Source organism: Gemmatimonadota bacterium (assembly GCA_009838845.1).
Classification (GTDB): domain Bacteria; phylum Latescibacterota; class UBA2968; order UBA2968; family UBA2968; genus VXRD01.
The window spans coordinates 16,345-32,370 of the sequence record VXRD01000104.1; the positions used below are offsets into that span (position 1 = coordinate 16,345).

The 16,026-nt window shown below is 49.8% G+C and carries 13 protein-coding genes; 5 read left to right on the top strand and 8 right to left on the bottom strand.

All coding sequences use genetic code 11. The features are described from left to right. Nucleotides 1–8: 8 nt before the first annotated feature. From sufB to F4Y39_13150, 3 genes are all read right to left on the bottom strand, one after another. On the bottom strand, nt 9–1,478 hold the full coding sequence (sufB, locus tag F4Y39_13140; GenBank protein ID MYC14668.1) for a Fe-S cluster assembly protein SufB: 1,470 nt from the start codon (nt 1,476–1,478) through the stop codon (nt 9–11). A 137-nt stretch (nt 1,479–1,615) separates the two neighbouring features. Next, nucleotides 1,616–2,038, bottom strand: coding sequence for a PqqD family peptide modification chaperone (locus F4Y39_13145; protein MYC14669.1), 423 nt, complete (start codon nt 2,036–2,038; stop codon nt 1,616–1,618). Between the two features lie 39 nt (nt 2,039–2,077). Then, entirely contained in the window at nt 2,078–3,019 is a 942-nt protein-coding gene (locus F4Y39_13150; protein ID MYC14670.1) for a hypothetical protein, read from the bottom strand. Between the two features lie 248 nt (nt 3,020–3,267). On the opposite strand from F4Y39_13150, the gene lexA reads away from it, so the two are divergent. Continuing rightward, nucleotides 3,268–3,897 (top strand): transcriptional repressor LexA, encoded by a 630-nt coding sequence (lexA, locus tag F4Y39_13155; GenBank protein MYC14671.1) that lies wholly within the window; start codon nt 3,268–3,270, stop codon nt 3,895–3,897. A 60-nt stretch (nt 3,898–3,957) separates the two neighbouring features. Here lexA and dprA read toward each other — a convergent pair whose 3' ends face one another. From dprA to F4Y39_13170, 3 genes are all read right to left on the bottom strand, one after another. Further along, nucleotides 3,958–5,076, bottom strand: a complete 1,119-nt coding sequence (gene dprA, locus F4Y39_13160) for a DNA-protecting protein DprA (GenBank protein MYC14672.1) — start codon at nt 5,074–5,076, stop codon at nt 3,958–3,960. A gap of 156 nt (nt 5,077–5,232) precedes the next feature. Further along, entirely contained in the window at nt 5,233–6,711 is a 1,479-nt protein-coding gene (locus F4Y39_13165) for a sulfatase-like hydrolase/transferase (GenBank protein ID MYC14673.1), read from the bottom strand. Nucleotides 6,712–6,758: 47 nt separating this feature from the next. After that, a complete protein-coding gene (locus F4Y39_13170) occupies nt 6,759–8,039 on the bottom strand; it encodes an MFS transporter (GenBank protein MYC14674.1) in 1,281 nt (426 codons plus the stop codon). A gap of 135 nt (nt 8,040–8,174) precedes the next feature. Between F4Y39_13170 and F4Y39_13175 the strand changes: the two genes are divergently transcribed. Together F4Y39_13175 and F4Y39_13180 are read left to right on the top strand one after the other, a co-directional pair. Then, a complete protein-coding gene (locus F4Y39_13175; protein ID MYC14675.1) occupies nt 8,175–8,645 on the top strand; it encodes a nucleoside 2-deoxyribosyltransferase in 471 nt (156 codons plus the stop codon). Between the two features lie 69 nt (nt 8,646–8,714). After that, nucleotides 8,715–9,263: a Uma2 family endonuclease gene (locus F4Y39_13180; GenBank protein MYC14676.1), complete on the top strand. Its 549-nt coding sequence runs from the start codon at nt 8,715–8,717 to the stop codon at nt 9,261–9,263. A 48-nt stretch (nt 9,264–9,311) separates the two neighbouring features. On the opposite strand, the gene F4Y39_13185 is transcribed toward F4Y39_13180, so the two are convergent. Then, the gene (locus tag F4Y39_13185) at nt 9,312–10,673 is read right to left on the bottom strand and encodes a KamA family radical SAM protein (GenBank protein MYC14677.1); all 1,362 of its coding nucleotides are present in this window, start codon (nt 10,671–10,673) and stop codon (nt 9,312–9,314) included. 173 nt (nt 10,674–10,846) lie between these two features. Here F4Y39_13185 and F4Y39_13190 point away from each other — a divergent pair, with 173 nt between their 5' ends. Together F4Y39_13190 and murQ are read left to right on the top strand one after the other, a co-directional pair. Next, a complete protein-coding gene (locus tag F4Y39_13190; protein ID MYC14678.1) occupies nt 10,847–13,588 on the top strand; it encodes a UPF0182 family protein in 2,742 nt (913 codons plus the stop codon). Beyond that, on the top strand, nt 13,581–14,489 hold the full coding sequence (gene murQ / locus F4Y39_13195) for an N-acetylmuramic acid 6-phosphate etherase (protein ID MYC14679.1): 909 nt from the start codon (nt 13,581–13,583) through the stop codon (nt 14,487–14,489). The genes F4Y39_13190 and murQ overlap by 8 nt, the downstream gene beginning before the upstream one ends. Here murQ and F4Y39_13200 read toward each other — a convergent pair. After that, nucleotides 14,486–16,015 (bottom strand): AAA domain-containing protein, encoded by a 1,530-nt coding sequence (locus F4Y39_13200; protein MYC14680.1) that lies wholly within the window; start codon nt 16,013–16,015, stop codon nt 14,486–14,488. The two genes, murQ and F4Y39_13200, sit on opposite strands and share 4 nt — an antisense overlap. Between the last annotated feature and the right edge of the window lie 11 nt (nt 16,016–16,026).

Consider the following 16,026-nt stretch of genomic DNA (forward strand, 5'->3'; position numbering starts at 1 on the left):
ATTGTGATCTAACCGACGCTGCCTTCGAGGCTGATGCCGAGGAGTTTTTGGGCTTCGACGGCAAATTCCATGGGCAATTCTGCAAGGACTTCTTTGCAGAAGCCATTGACGATCATTGAGACGGCGTCTTCTGTGGAGATGCCGCGCTGGTTGCAATAGAAGATCTGGTCTTCGCCAATTTTGGATGTGGTGGCTTCGTGCTCGACCTGCGCGGATGGGTTGCGCACGTCGATATAGGGAAAGGTGTGTGCGCCGCACTGGTCGCCGATGAGCATGGAGTCGCATTGCGTAAAGTTTCTGGCGTTGTGCGCGCCTTTGAGCACTTGTACGGCGCCGCGATAGGTGTTTTGTCCGAGCAGAGCGGATATGCCTTTGGAGATGATGGTACTTCGGGTGTTTTTCCCAATGTGAATCATTTTTGTGCCGGTGTCCGCCTGTTGTTTGAGAGAGGTGACGGCGACAGAGTAAAATTCGCCAACTGAGTTGTCACCCTGAAGAATGCAACTGGGATATTTCCAGGTGATGGCCGATCCGGTTTCGACCTGTGTCCATGAGATTTTGGAATTTGCGCCCCGGCAGGCGCCGCGTTTGGTGACGAAGTTGTAGATGCCGCCTTTGCCATCTATATCGCCGGGATACCAGTTCTGGACGGTGGAGTATTTGATCTGTGCATTGTCGAGTGCGACGAGTTCGACCACGGCGGCGTGGAGTTGATTTTCGTCGCGCATTGGCGCTGTGCAACCTTCCAAATACGATACATAAGCACCTTCTTCAGCGATGACGAGTGTGCGCTCAAACTGCCCGGTGTTGGCGGCGTTGATGCGGAAATAAGTCGATAATTCCATTGGGCAGCGCACGCCTTTGGGGATATAGCAAAAGGACCCATCGCTAAAGACAGCCGAGTTGAGGGCGGCAAAATAATTGTCGGTGTGCGGGACGACAGAACCGAGATACTGGCGCACGAGGTCGGGATGATCTTGCACGGCTTCTGAAAAAGAGCAAAAGATAACGCCCGCTTCGGCGAGTGTTTCCTTAAAGGTGGTCGCAACCGAGACGCTGTCAAAGACCGCATCGACAGCCACACCGGCCAGCATTTTTTGCTCTTCGAGAGGTATGCCGAGTTTTTCATAGGTGGCGAGCAGTTCGGGATCGACTTCGTCCAGGCTTGCGGGACCATCGCCTGCGTTTTTCGGTGCTGAGTAATACACGATGCTTTGATAGTCGATATCGGGGTAGGTAACCATGGCCCACTGTTCGCTTTTTTTGCGTTTGAGCGGGTCTGTCATGGTCAGCCAATGGCGATAGGCTTTTAAGCGCCATTCGAGCAGCCAGTCGGGTTCATTTTTTTTCTCAGAAATAAATCGAATAATGTCTTCGTTCAGACCTGGAGGCGCAGATTCCTGCTCGATATCTGTCACCCATCCAAATTTGTAATCACTCGTTGCGAGCGTTTCAAGTTCCTGGGCCTGTGAACTCATTGTAGAACTCCTTTTGAGGTCTAAAAAGTAAGCCGTGCAATGGCAAACTTACCTAAAGCATACAAAAATGTCAAGATTAAAGATATAAAAAAAGCCAAAAATAATTTGTTGTAAAGTAACATATTAGAGGTGATAAATTATCCCCATGCCTTGCCGCTGGCGCGCCTGCGACGCTTGCTGCCGGGCAGGTCTTTTTTGGCAACGGCAAAGCCGAGTAGCCCTTTTTGTCCGAGCTTTTTGAGATAGGCGAGCAGGGATATTTCGGCTTCTTTCACATTGAGCTGGTGGATTTTGCTCAGGCGTTTAATGATGGCTTCGACGGTTGTGCGCCCGTCACACATGTCCCAGACCTGCGCGCCAATTTCGTCGAGTACCAGTGTTTTTTGTTGGGGAATCCAAAAGATTTTAGATAGCGTGCGCACTTTCCACGAATCGCCGCGGGTGAGGGTGACGTGGATCTCGCCATCGTCGTTTTTTTCCCATTCGACCTGGTTGTTGCGAACGGGTTTGGATTTGAACATGGCTTCGCGGCCAATTTTGGGTTGTTTTTTGAATAGCATAACAGGACTCCGCGAATAGATAGGATAAACAATATTCTGTCAGGAAATGGCTGTTACATCCTTGCAATAGACATCGAGGTTTGGGGCACCTTCGGATTTTTTCCAGTAGGTCTGTACAACAAAAATTTTATTGGTCTCCATATCGGTCCAAATCCGTCCCGAAAGATTCTGACGGGGACGCATATTCCAAAAGGGCAAGGGTTGAAGAAGGCCCTGCCATCGACTTTTGGGATGTCCATTGATCGAGAGTACAATATTGGAACCATGAGTTTGGATATCAGTTTCAATGTGAATATGTCGAAGATCTTTTGTAAAAAATTCGACGTACCATTCATCGAGGTCTTTGCTACTGAGGATTGTGCGCGCTAAACTGAAGCGGTCAATATTGAGCCGCGTGCTGTCTTTTTGAAATCTCAAGCCTATATGCCCGGATTTGAGTTCAAAATTTTCGAGTTCGTATTCCGGGGGGGATTGGCAGATCATGTCGTAGAGTGCCCAGGTCAGGGGATCGCCGGGTGGGGTGTCTCGAAGGGTATTGAAGATGGGAGGCAGAACAGCATCGAGGTTTTCATCCGTGCGCCCCATAATGCGAATAAAAATGAGACGGTCCGAGGCGGGGCTATACGTCGCGAGCGTGTGTACTGTGTAACGCGATTCCCACACAAAATACTGCGTGTTTTGCATGGCGGGAAGGTCGAGGTCAATGGCTTTGGGGTTGCGTTCAACGCGCAGACGGCTTTTTTGTTTTTTGGCGTTTTTTGCCAGACCTTCGATGTAGCGATCCACAATTTGCGCCACGCGGTCATCCCCTCGCGCTTCTTTCCATTCGAGTTCGAGGCGTGCAATTTGAGAATCGTCGAGGCGCACTTCGCCCGAGTTGGCTTCGCCCGATATTTTACCCGGGTTCCATTCTGATGGAATGGTCAGGCCAATGCCATGCCAGGAAAAGGGTGCGTATTCGTCAAATGTGAGGTTTTTCATGGTGCTTTTTCCGTTCGTGGCTCGTGGTCTGTGCTTACACAGATAAGATACAAGGGGGTATTTGTGGTGTCAAGAGAGGATATGTAGATGTATTTACGGTGTTTAGTTGTAGAAAATATGGGGCAAGATCATATATTTTTTAAAAATTATTTAAGATGAAAACTTGACGGATGCACGAACGTTCACTATATTCAAATGTGCAGGTTATTGATATATGCGTTTTTAAAAAATAAATAAGGAGGTGTGTTATGCGAAAAAAATTAACTGCGCGCCAACAGGAGATATACGATTTTATTGCCCAGGTGATTCGCAACCAGGGATATCCGCCTACGATCCGAGAAATTATGGAGGCTTTTGGCATTGCTTCAACCAATGGCGTGCGAACCACGCTGTCTGCATTGGAAAAAAAAGGGTATATTCGACGAACTGCCATGTTGTCGCGCAGTATTGAGTTGACGGATTATCAGGCACGCGATGCATCGCTTTCCGGAGATGTGCGCGAAGTGCCAGTGATTGGGCGCGTTGCTGCCGGTGAACCGATTCTGGCAATGGAAAATATCGAGAGTACGCTTGCGGTTGATTCCGGGTTTGTGCCGCGCGGCGATGTTTTTGCTCTCCAGGTTGAGGGTGATAGCATGCGCGATGCTGGAATATTAGACGGCGATTTTGTGCTCGCGCGCCATCAAGAATCCGCCCATCAAGGTGAGATTGTCGTGGCTGTGATTGGCGAAGAAGCGACGGTTAAGCGATACTATCGAGAGGGTTCGCAGGTTAAGTTGGTGCCCGAAAATGAAGCCTACCAACCCATTGTGGTGGGCGAAAGCCACGAGTCATTCCGTATTGCCGGCAAAATTGTGGGTTTGATGCGGTCTTTTTAGACGAGGCAGAATGCCGCTGCGTGACAGAACAAAAGAGAGGTCTTAACAGATCTCTCTTTTTTATTTTTTTTGCCTGAAATGCATGCCCGGCAGTTGTTCGACATTGCCCTGGATTTCGAGACTCAAGAGGATGTTGAGGGTTTCTCCAGAAGAGAATCCCGCGGCTCTGGCGAGGGTGTCAATATGTACGGGGGTCGCATCGTCAGACGGGTTGGCAAGAGCGTCCCATACGCGTTGTTCTCGGTCGGATAGAGAGGGTTGCTCAGAGGGTTGATGCTCGTTCCGCTCCGTTGCGGGGGGGAGCGCTGACTGATGTTCAATTTCGCTCAAAATATCTTGCGCTGTCTGCACGAGAATGGCTCCCTGGCTGAGAAGACTATTTGTGCCCTGACTTTTGCCCGAGTAAATTGGACCGGGTACGGCAAAGACATCGCGGTTCTGGTCAAGAGCAAATTGGGCGGTGATGAGTGCGCCGCTCTGTTTGCCCGCTTCAACAACGACTGTGCCGAGGCTCAAGCCACTGATGATGCGGTTGCGTCTTGGAAAGTTGTGGGCTTCTGGACCGGTGCCCAGTGGGAATTCTGAGAAGACCACACCGCGTTCACATATTTGTTGAAATAGGGTGCGATTTTCAGGTGGATAGGGACAATCGAGGCTGCTGCCAAGCACTGCTGCTGTTGCGCCGTGTTCGAGTGCCCCCCGGTGTGCATGGGTATCAATGCCGACGGCCATTCCGCTGACTACTGTTATGCCCGCTCTGGCGAGATCACTTCCCAGGCGATGCGCGGTTTCCCGTCCATAAGCCGTGAAAGAGCGCGAGCCGACAATGCTTATGGTGGGGCTGTGGCAATGGCTTATGTCGCCTTTTGCAAAGAGCAGAGGTGGTGGGGCGTAGATTTGGGTTAGAATTTCGGGATAGAGGGGATCTGTGAGCGTGCAGATCTGGATGTCGAGGTCTTTTGCGCGTGAGACTTGATCTCGCGCCCAATCCCAGTCTCGATTGGTAGAGATAGATTGTGCGGTACTGGGACCAATGCCGGGGATTTCGCACAGTGCTCTGGGAGATTGCAAGAGAATATTTTCCGGTGTTTCAAAATGCTCGAGAAGAGCGCAATAGGCAGCGGGACCCAGACCCGGTACGGCATAGAGTACCAGCCAGGGTAGAGCGTGGTCACACATAATGTCTCGTTTGAGATGGAGTTTTTGGGGATATAGACAGCAATGTTTATGCCAAAAAAAAAGCCCGTTAAATGGGCTTTTTTTCTTTTTTATGTGAATATTTTGTTCACAATGCGGATGATGGGTTGAAATATTTGAATACTGGAAGAGAAGGATTCAGTCTCTTGAATATCCGGGGATATTGTAGAGCGGAACCGCCCATCCCGCATCCTGAATTAACAAATTTGCATCCACACTTTTGGGTTCAGCTATCGCGCCAAAGTCTTTCCATTGGTCGCCATCCAGGGGTTCGGTATAGTTTTCGTTTTGGAAAAAGCCTATTAGTTTTTCGCGCATTGTTTTTACCTCGGAAGCGTACAGGATATTGTACGCACAGTTGCGCGTTTCCTCTGAGTCTGTGCGGTGATCGAGCAAGTATTCCTTTTGGTCACCGGCTGAATAGATGTATTTCAAGTTGCCGTCATAGGCCATGTACATACCCCGTTGTCCGCGCTGGATCTGACCGTAAATCATTCGTTCGCGCCCATTGCCTACGAGATCGGCCATGTCCTTCCCGTCTAAATCTGCGTTGTGATGGGAAATATCTGCTGCGCCCAAAAATGTCGGGATCAGGTCCATCAATCCACACGGTGTTTCTTCTATAATACCGCGGGGAAAACGCTCGGGATAGCGCACCAGCATGGGGACTCGGGCCGCTGCATCGAGAAAGCTGCGCTTGCCGAAACAGTTGTAATCTCCCAGCAGTTCACCGTGATCCGATGACCAGACAATGAGGGTATTGTCCAGTTCGCCCTGTTGTTCGAGTTCGTCAATGATCCGGCCCACGCTGTAGTCGATAAACGATATGCACGCCCAGTAATACCCGCGCATGACCTGCAACATGCGATTATCCAATCCCGCATCGCGGTATTTGTATCGATTCTGATGGCGGTTGAAATGCGTCCACAGGTCTTCCATGTTATCGGGGCGTTTGGGAAAGGGCATTAAGGAACCGCGATAGAGTTTGTTCCAGGGCGTTGGCGGTGAAAAGGGTGGATGTGGATGGATAAAACTCGACCACAGGAAGAACGGTTTGGAAGTGTCGCGGTTTTTCAGAAAGTCAATGCTGCGGTCCGCGACCCAGGCCGTTGGATGATGGCGTGCGGGAAGTTGAGAAATTTGCGGGATATAATACATTTCTCCTCTTGCACCCATAGGATCGTGTACATAGTCATAGCCGTGTGCATGCAAGTATTTTAGATAATCGTTTGTATCAATCGTTCCCGAGATTTCTTCCTGTACATCTCGCGCGTGAAATCCCCGCAGTCCTCCACGATCACCGGTAAAGTGCATTTTGCCCACTCCGTGACAGAGGTACCCGCCCTGTGCGAGGAGATCCATCAGAGATGGGCGGTCTGTCGGTTGTCGAAATCCATTGTCAAAGCACCCATTTTTGTGCGGATATTGTCCGGTAATAAGGGATGCACGCGCCGATACACAAACGGGCGAGGGCGTGTATCCTTTGGTAAAATTCACTCCTTCATGACACAACCGATCCATCACTGGTGTGCGAATATGCGGATTGCCTGCCGCGTGAATGGTGTCCCAGCGTTGCTGGTCGGTAAATGCGAATAGAATATTGGGTTGTTTGGGCATTTTTCACTCCTTAGAGAATACTGACTTAACCCGCGTCAGCACATGTTTTAATAACTCGAAGCTTTCATGTAAAAACACAGCCAAAATCCCACCAAAACGGTTGTGGCAGATAGGGCAAACACGCCTTGAAGATGTACGAGGTCTGCGAGTACGCCTCCAAATATGGGATAGAGCGAACCAATGCCCAGCACAGTGTTGGTGATGCCGATATAGGTTGGGCGACGCTCTGCTGGCGCGATGTCCAAAAGATAACTTTTAAATCCGATAAAGATGCCCGTTGTCGTTCCGCCTATCAAAAGAAAAATCGGTGAAAAACACGCCGCGATTATCCACTCAGACGCATGTTGCAACAAACTCGCCTGGTTGCCCAAGATCAATGCCATACACGGAATTAAAGCTACGCCCAATACGGCGAACAAGACCACGCGGTGGTTTCCGTAATTGAGCGAGAGTCTTCCCCATATTATATTAAAAATAGCCGCGCCTATGGTTTGTATGGCCAAAAAAAAGCCGACGGTACTTTCCGAGATGTAAAATGCCTCTCGGGCGAGCACTACGTAAAAAGGAAGTGAGAATCCGATGCCCGATGCCAGCATTTGGACCAGGAGGAACCGTCCAAAGTTGCGGTCGCGGCGCAGTAATTGGGGAATACCGCGAATCACCTGAATGGCATTTCGGTGGGTTGTACCCATCTCGCCTTCTGGTTCTCGAACCAGACAGAAACACCCGATGCCCAGACTCATCATTCCGGCACCCATTGCGAAGATCATGACGTAATTTATCGGAAAGTCATAACCGCTATCTAAGTCGAGAAAATACCTGACCAATATGCCCGCGAGAATGCTCAATACGCCGCCGAGAAATGAACGGGATGCGTAAAATAATCCCGTGTGTGACCTCGGCAGAGATCTTCCCACAATATCTGTATAGGCATTGCCCGCGGGGCCGCCAAAAAGAGAAGCAATGCCGTATAGGATGAGAAAGCTGCTCAATACCAGACTGGGCCGTTCGAGTCCGTACCACGCGAGGAGTGGCACAATTGTCCAGATCAGCGACATGCGAATGAGGTTGGCTTGCCTGTACACAGGTAGCCGACGCGCACGCCGCTCCAGATATCCCGCCACGAGCAATTGGGGCAGATGCCAACCTGCGCGGTGTAGAGATGAGGCCAGGCCGACCAGCGTATCTGAGGTTGTAAAATGCCGAATAAAAATGGGTAAGACTGTGGTGGGGTCTAAAAATGCCGTGCCAAATGCGAAGATGCCACCATTTAATGTTCCCACAATAAAGTTGAATCGCGCATTGCCCTTTTCAGGTAAGAATCCCATTTATTTTTCCACTGTTGGCGCATTATTATATCTTGCACATGCGGGAGATGCAAGATGAAAGTTGCGTTCAATGCTGTGGGAGTGTTAATATAGCTTCTTAAGTTATAGATCAATTTTTAGTATGAGGAGAATTCTATGTCCAGAATTATTTATCTCGCCAGTCCCTACGGTTTTTCGTCTCAACAGAAACAGAAACTTTTGCCCGAGTTTGTTCAGGTGCTCGAGTCTCTCGGCGCAGAAGTGTGGGAACCGTTTGAACGCAATAATCAGATTGATAAAGCACAGCCCGGATGGGCGTATCAAATCGGGCAGGCAGATGTGCGCGATGTCAAAGAATCAGACGCGATATTTGCCATTGTCAATGGTACGCCGCCCGATGAAGGTGTGATGGTTGAGCTTGGGATTGCCATTGCCCTGGAGAAAAAGACTTTTCTCTTTCGAGACGATTTTCGCCGTTGTACCGATTCAGAAGACTATGCGCTTAACCTTATGCTCTTTACTGGTTTGCCAGAACACGGCTGGGAAGATTATTATTACACCTCTTTGGATGAAGTTGTCGATCCGGATAAGGCTCTGGTGCGCTGGCTGAATGGAGCGATAGATTGACAGACCTGTTATTCTTGAGTATTATTTTATTGACAACCATCATTTCATCCAAACACAACAGGTTCAGGTATGGCCCTACAAACCGTTGGCACCATGACAGCCGATGAGCTTCTGGTGATGCCACACAATGGCTATCGCTATGAACTCATAAAGGGAGAATTGCGCCAGATGGCTCCAGCGGGAAGTCAGCACGGACGAATTGCAGCAACAATCGGCATCCGCCTTGGGTTATTTGTCGAAGACAATGACCTTGGCACAACTTATGCTGCCGAAACCGGATTTATTATCGACACTACACCCGATACGGTGCGCGCACCCGACGCGAGTTTTGTGCCTAAAGAACGTGCGGAAGCCATAGACGAAGAAGGGTTCTTTCCCGGCGCACCCGACCTCGCCGTTGAAGTCGTCTCGCCAAATGACCGCGTATCCGAAGTGACGGAAAAAGCATTTGATTGGTTGCGGGCAGGTGCGAAGATGGTTATTGTGCTCGATCCCAAAACGCGTATAGTAACTGTCTATCGCGGTTTAGACGATGTTCGCATTCTCACAGAAGGCGACACAATTGACGGCGGCGATGTCGTGCCCGGGTGGCAATTGCCACTTGCAGATGTGTTCTAAAAAAAGGGCGACCAAAAGGTCGCCTTTTTTATATCTATTTATTGTGCATTATCGCGCGGCCTCTATGGCCTCGGCTTTCATCTTTTCTCTCTCCACATCGTCCTGCCATCGCGCTTGAATATCTTCGCGCAAACGCCAGAGTGGATCAAAATAAAAGAAAAATGTATCGGGTTTTACTACGGGACTGATATAGACGGCGATTCCGGTTTCCCGATTGTAATACTCATAAGAGTGCGCGTCTCGTTTTCCGCCACCGCCCAATGTATCTACAATAAATGTGGGCATGTTAAACCCGGATGTGGTGCCGCGTATGGCTTTTTCAATGGCGAGGCCGTCGTCGAGTGTTGTACGCAGGTCTTCAACGCCGCGCACGAGGTCGTGGAAATACACATAATAGGGTTGTACGTTTAAGTAGCTCAACCTCTTGACCAGGAGTCTCATCGTCTCGGCGCTGTTATTCACGCCGCTTTGAAGTACTGCCTGGTTGCGTATTGTTATTCCGCGCGACTGTAGCCGATTAAGCCCGTCCTGGGTAATGCCGGTGATTTCGGCGGGGTGATTAAAATGGGTGTGCAAGACGACTTCTTTGTGCATCTTGCGCCCGCGATCCACCACGCGTGTCAGCGCATCTACCCAGGCATCATCTGTGACGAGTTTTTGCGGCATGACCGCCGGGCCTTTGGTCGCAAAGCGAAATCGCCGTATGTGGTCAATATTCAGCAGGCGGTTGCCCAATTCTTCGAGTTGATCGGCTTTGAGTTGATACATGTCGCCGCCGCTGACTACGACATCTTCGACTTCGGGACGCGATTGAATATACCCAATCGCATTGTCCCATCGCTCGCGATTGACCCGCAGACTTACTTTTTCCACATCTTCTGTATCCAGTCCCACAGCATAGCTGCGGGTGCAAAATCGGCAATAGACGGGACAGGTGTCCAATACGAGGAATAATACGCGGTCTGGATAGCGATGTGTCAATCCCTCAACGGGGGCATCTCCCAATTCATTGAGCGAATCGAGGTGCAATTCGGGGTGATCGCACTCTTGCTCGCATCTGAGAGACAAAAATTGTTTGCGAATCGGATCGCGATACGGGTCATCCCAATTGATCAAGCTCAATATATACGGCGAGATTCGCACACTCATGGGCGCGTGTTGCAAGCCCGCTGCGACTTCTTGGTAAAAGTCATTGGGTACTCGATTTTCAAGTACTCGCATCAATTTGCCCACGCTGGTTATTGAATGGCGCATCTGAAAGATGTGCGAGTGAAAGGTGCGCGCGTCTATGTCTGTAAAAGCGGGGATGTGTCGCCAGAATTCGTCCCGACGCAATTCGCGATGTGCGAGGTCTTGGGGATTGACGGGCGGTTTTGTGCGAGGGGCATATACTTCTTCAATAACGTCCATCTTTCTGCCTTTTTAGTGAGATGCAAGGTGTGGTTATGCCTGTGTGCAAACTACCTATAATACATCCGCTATGTATATCTGTCAAGTCTGGGCGCGGACAAAAACCTTGTTCAACCTGTTTGTTTATTTTACTTTAAAAACGCTATTGCCATCATTCTGAACGGAATTTTTTTATGTCAAAACGCGCGTTTGTTATCCTCATTTTGGGTTTTGCCGTTTTTGCAGCTTTTGTTGGGCTGAGGCTGCTCTCGGTGATTTATACCGATTATCTCTGGTTTTCATCACTCGGTTTTCACGACGTATTTATCACCATTATACGCACCAAAACCCTCGCCTTTTTCGCATTTGGTAGTGTTTTTGCACTGATCTGCGGTATCAGTATTGTCGCTGCTCGGCGCTATGGACAGCCCACCCGCATCATGGCGCTTGAGGTTATTATCGATGGCGATGTTCCCATACCGCCTGATCACTCTCTCCGACAGCGTTACGCCTGGATCGGCATTGTCGCGCTGTTGTCCTTTTTTATGGGTGTTGCAGGCACTTCGGCCTGGTCAGTGGTTCTAAAATACATCAATCCCACCTCTTTTGATCTGGCTGATCCCATATTTGGTCACGACATAGCATTTTATGTTTTCAGCCTGCCGCTGTACAATTTTCTGCAGGGTTGGTTCATTTCTGCAATTATTGTGACGGGGATTGCCTCGATTGTTTCCTATCATCAGGATAGAGCGGTTCGATACGATGACAAGCGCTGGATTACGACCCCACATGTGCGAGCACATGTCTCGATTCTCGCTGCTATTCTCGCTCTTTTACTCGCATGGGGATATTGGCTAAAAAAATACGAGTTGCTCTATTCTTTTCGCAAAGAGGCTTTTTTTGGCGCGGGTTATACAGATCTCAATATCCAGATCTGGGCTTACTATCTGATGCTTTTTGGGCTGGTTGTTCTCGCGGGGTTGCTCTTTTACAATGTGCGCGTTCGCACATGGAAGATTCCCGGATTTGGCGCGGCGGGCTATCTCGGTGCGATCATTGTCGTGAGTTGGTGCATCCCTATTATTTTTGAATTGGTGGTTGTGCGACCCAATGAATTTGACAGAGAAAAGCCCTATATTCAACATGCCATCAATTACACGCGCAAAGCATATCGTCTGGACAAGATCGAGGAGGTGCCTTTTCCCGGCGAATCTGATCTGACTGCGGACGATATTGCAAATAATCAGGCTACCATACAAAGTATTCCGCTGTGGGATCGCCGTCCGCTTATGGACACGTATTCTCAGATCCAGGAAATTCGGTCCTATTACAAATTTCGAAGTGTCGATGTGGATCGCTATCGCATTGACGGCACGTATCGACAAGTGATGCTGGCCGCACGCGAACTGGCGAGAAATCCGCGCGATTTACCAGGGGATACATGGGTCAATCGGCATCTTGTGTACACGCATGGATACGGTCTGGTCATGAGTCCGGCCAATGAGATTGCCGCCGAAGGGCTGCCGGGTTTTCTGCTGAAGGATATTCCACCGGTTACATCGAATGGCATAGAGGTCGTTCGCCCCGAACTCTACTACGGGGAAGACATGCGCGATTACATCATCGTTCGGACCAATACACCCGAATTTGACTATCCCAAAGGCGATGAGAATATATATACGAATTATCAGGGGCGCGGTGGCGTGCTGTTGGATGGATTTTTGAAGCGCCTTTTATTTTCCATTCGCTTTGTCGATCCATTTATTCTTTTTACCGATGCGATAACGCCCCAAAGTCGCATTGTGTTTGACCGGCATATCGGCACCCGCTTTGGAGAAGATGCGCCGCGGCGGTTTGATAAAATTGCCCCATTTCTCCGTTTTGACAACGATCCCTATCTCGCCGTGGTTGAAGGCCGCCTGCTCTGGATACAGGATGCTTATACTATATCCAATATGTTTCCCTATTCGATGCCTTATGGGCGGCCCTATGTGCGAGAAATGAATTATATTCGCAATTCTGTCAAAGTGGTGCTCGACGCGTACAATGGGAGTGTCACTTTCTATGCCTGGGATACGAGTGACCCTCTCCTCAAGACCTATATGGCGATTTTCCCGCATCTGTTCAAGTCGGCTGATGAAATCGGTCCCGCACTTCGCGCACACCTGCGGTATCCGATAGATCTATTTGATATTCAGGCGGCGCTTTACAATACCTATCACATGACCACTCCGATTGTGTTCTACAACCGCGAAGATGTGTGGGAGATTCCCACAGAATACTACGGGACAGTTGATCGCCCTATTCGCATGCATCCGTATTATGTGATGGCGCGTTTGCCGGGTGAAGACCGCGAAGAATATATTCTCATGTTGCCGGCTACGCCTTCCAACAAACCCAATATGATCGGCTGGATATTTGCGCGTTGTGACGGAGAAAATTACGGACGACTCGTGGTCTATAAATTACCGAAGGAAAAGCTTATTTACGGGCCGATGCTTATTGAACAACGCATCAATCAGGATACCGATATTTCCCGAGAAATTACTCTGTGGGACCAGCGCGGGTCAGATGTCATACGCGGCAATTTGCTGGTTATTCCCATCCGCAATTCGTTCATTTATGTCGAGCCGCTTTATTTGCGCGCATCCCAACACGGCATGCCAGAGCTCAAGCGCGTGCTCGCCGTTCACGGTGACCGCCTCGCTATGGGCGAAGATCTCAACGATGCTCTCAACAGAGTTTTTTCCATAACAAAGGGCGTGCCAGTTCGGGATACGGAAGATTTGCCAGAAGACCTCAAAATACTCGCCCGGCAGGCCTATCAGCAATTTGAAACGGCGCAAAAGCACTTGCAAGCGGGCGCGTTTTCTGATTATGGCCAAAGCGTTGAGGCACTGCGCCAAACTCTTCGGCGCATGAATGAAAATGAATAAACAGGTCTCAAAGTGGGCTGGATTGCTCACTGAACAGCGCAATTCCAATAGCACCCATATTGACCGGTGTTCGACAGTGGATGCACTGCGCCTTATCAATACCGAAGATCAAAAAGTAGCGCGTACTGTTGAAGGTGTGATAGATGATGTTGCCAGAGCTGTCGATCTCGTGGTGTCGGCGTTTCAAAAGGGCGGTCGTCTCTTTTATGTTGGCGCGGGAACCAGCGGTCGTCTCGGCGTTCTCGATGCGTCTGAATGCCCGCCGACCTACGGCGTGTCACCCGATCTCGTTCAGGGGGTTATCGCGGGCGGTATTCCCGCTTTGACGCGTTCACAAGAAGGCGCAGAAGACCACCCTGAAGACGGAAAAGCCGCGCTCAAAGATCGCGGTTGTACATCCGATGATGTTGTTATGGGCATTGCGGCGAGTGGGGTGACGCCTTTTGTGCTCGGTGCGCTCGAATACGCGCGATGTATTGGCGCAAAGACTTTGTTTTTTACATGCAATCCAGATGTCGTAGAAAAGGCGCGCGCAGATGTCGCGATTGTTCCTGTGGTGGGGCCAGAGGTCGTTACCGGTTCGACGCGCATGAAAGCGGGCACGGCAACCAAACTCGTGCTCAATATGATTACTACAACGGCTATGATCCGCCTGGGTAAAGTCTATGAAAATCTGATGGTTGATCTCGCGCCGACCTGCGAAAAACTCATAGATCGCGCCGAACGCATTTTGGAGATCGTATCTGATCTGACTCCTGAAGAAAGTCGCCGGGCACTCGACAATGCACAGGGAGATCTCAAAACGGCGATTGTCATGACAAAACGGGCTGTCTCTATAGAAACAGCCCGTGAATTACTGCGGCAAAACGATGGTGTTATCAACAAGGTTCTGGTGGATTAAGTCCTGTTGTGTTCTCCTTGATAGAAGGTTTTTACCAGACCGTTGAGAAAGTCTTTGGGCTGGCGCACGGCTTCTGCGGTAATGACGTAAGATTGGTGCCCCAATAGCTTTAGCCCGTGCCCGTAATCATCGAACAAATCCGGGCACACTTCGTCAATTGTTCGATTTTCTTTTGCGGCTTTTTCGGCAAGTGCGCCCAGTGCCTCATCGTCAAAGGTGAGCGCGATACCATAGGCGTCTTGGAATCGCTTGACAAACGCGCTCGTGCCTCGCAAGATCAGCAACTGCTGAAGCGCGAGTTCGGGGTCTTCAATTACATTTTTCGTGACGTGAAACGAATCGATTTCTGTCGATGGCAATGATTTTTCAAATTTTAGCAACGCGCGTTCACATACGCTGACCAGACTTCGCGCGCCGGTTTGTTCCAGGGCGGCTTGTTCGGCCAATAGCCTGAGCGCGTCGTCGTCAAAAGTCAGATCAATGCCGTAGGCTTTGAAGTCGCGTTTTTTGCCCAGAATTACCGAACTGGTCTGGCTCTGCAAAATCGCGTAGAGGTCGTCCACGCTCAAGGGTGTTAAAATTGCTGTTACGGGCAATCGCCCCACAAACTCAGACTCAAAACCGTATTCGATCATGTCTTCTGTTTTGGCGTGCTGCAAAAGTTCTGTGTGGTCCTGTTCGTGAGACATGTCGCGCCCGGATTGGAACCCGACTTTGCCCAGATTGAGACGTTTTCGCACGATGTCATCGAGGCCGCTAAATGCACCGCTTACGATAAACAGGATGTTGCGCGTGTTAATTTTTTGACGCTCTACTTTGCCACTGCGCTGAAATTGCATCATGGATTCCATCTGCGATGTGAGGTCGTGTGGTGCTTTGAGATCGACATCGGTTTCTTCCATGAGCTTGAGCAAGTTGCGCTGAACGCCCGTGCGCGATACGTCTGGGCCGACCAGATTTGAGGCCGATGCGATTTTGTCTATTTCGTCGATGTACACGATGCCGTATTGCGCCATTTCAATGCTGCCATTGGCTTCGCGCACGAGTTCTCGAATCAGGTCTTCGACATCGCCGCCCACATATCCCGTTTCGCTGAATTTTGTCGCATCGCCCTTGACGAATGGAACGCCAATGCGTTGTGCAATCAACTTAATCAAATACGTTTTGCCCACGCCCGTAGGCCCAATCAGGAGGATATTGTTTTTGATGTGTCCCACATTTTTGCGCGAAAAATCCGGGTCTTCGCGGTCGAGTTTCATGCGATTGTAGTGCGTACATATCTTGGTGGCCAATACTTCTTTTGCTTCGGATTGCTGTACCACATATTTGTTTAGATAAGCCTCCAATTCTTCGGGCTTGAGGTCAAAATCTATGGTTTGTTCTGCGGGTTCTTCCACGCGGGGACCTTCCTGTATCCCATCGGCTTCTCCCTGCGGAAAGACTACCTGATTCCCGTATTTTTCTTCGAGGAAGTTTTTGAGATCTTTTTGCAATTCTGCAGGAGAAAAAGGTCTTTTTTCAGACATAAAAAAAGCTC

Bases quoted from the DNA above. Each gene is read 5' to 3' on its own strand.
- sufB (MYC14668.1), bottom strand. From the start codon at position 1,478: ATGAGTTCACAGGCCCAGGAACTTGAAACGCTCGCAACGAGTGATTAC.
- F4Y39_13145 (MYC14669.1), bottom strand. From the start codon at position 2,038: ATGCTATTCAAAAAACAACCCAAAATTGGCCGCGAAGCCATGTTCAAA.
- F4Y39_13150 (MYC14670.1), bottom strand. From the start codon at position 3,019: ATGAAAAACCTCACATTTGACGAATACGCACCCTTTTCCTGGCATGGC.
- lexA (MYC14671.1), top strand. From the start codon at position 3,268: ATGCGAAAAAAATTAACTGCGCGCCAACAGGAGATATACGATTTTATT.
- dprA (MYC14672.1), bottom strand. From the start codon at position 5,076: ATGTGTGACCACGCTCTACCCTGGCTGGTACTCTATGCCGTACCGGGT.
- F4Y39_13165 (MYC14673.1), bottom strand. From the start codon at position 6,711: ATGCCCAAACAACCCAATATTCTATTCGCATTTACCGACCAGCAACGC.
- F4Y39_13170 (MYC14674.1), bottom strand. From the start codon at position 8,039: ATGGGATTCTTACCTGAAAAGGGCAATGCGCGATTCAACTTTATTGTG.
- F4Y39_13175 (MYC14675.1), top strand. From the start codon at position 8,175: ATGTCCAGAATTATTTATCTCGCCAGTCCCTACGGTTTTTCGTCTCAA.
- F4Y39_13180 (MYC14676.1), top strand. From the start codon at position 8,715: ATGGCCCTACAAACCGTTGGCACCATGACAGCCGATGAGCTTCTGGTG.
- F4Y39_13185 (MYC14677.1), bottom strand. From the start codon at position 10,673: ATGGACGTTATTGAAGAAGTATATGCCCCTCGCACAAAACCGCCCGTC.
- F4Y39_13190 (MYC14678.1), top strand. From the start codon at position 10,847: ATGTCAAAACGCGCGTTTGTTATCCTCATTTTGGGTTTTGCCGTTTTT.
- murQ (MYC14679.1), top strand. From the start codon at position 13,581: ATGAATAAACAGGTCTCAAAGTGGGCTGGATTGCTCACTGAACAGCGC.
- F4Y39_13200 (MYC14680.1), bottom strand. From the start codon at position 16,015: ATGTCTGAAAAAAGACCTTTTTCTCCTGCAGAATTGCAAAAAGATCTC.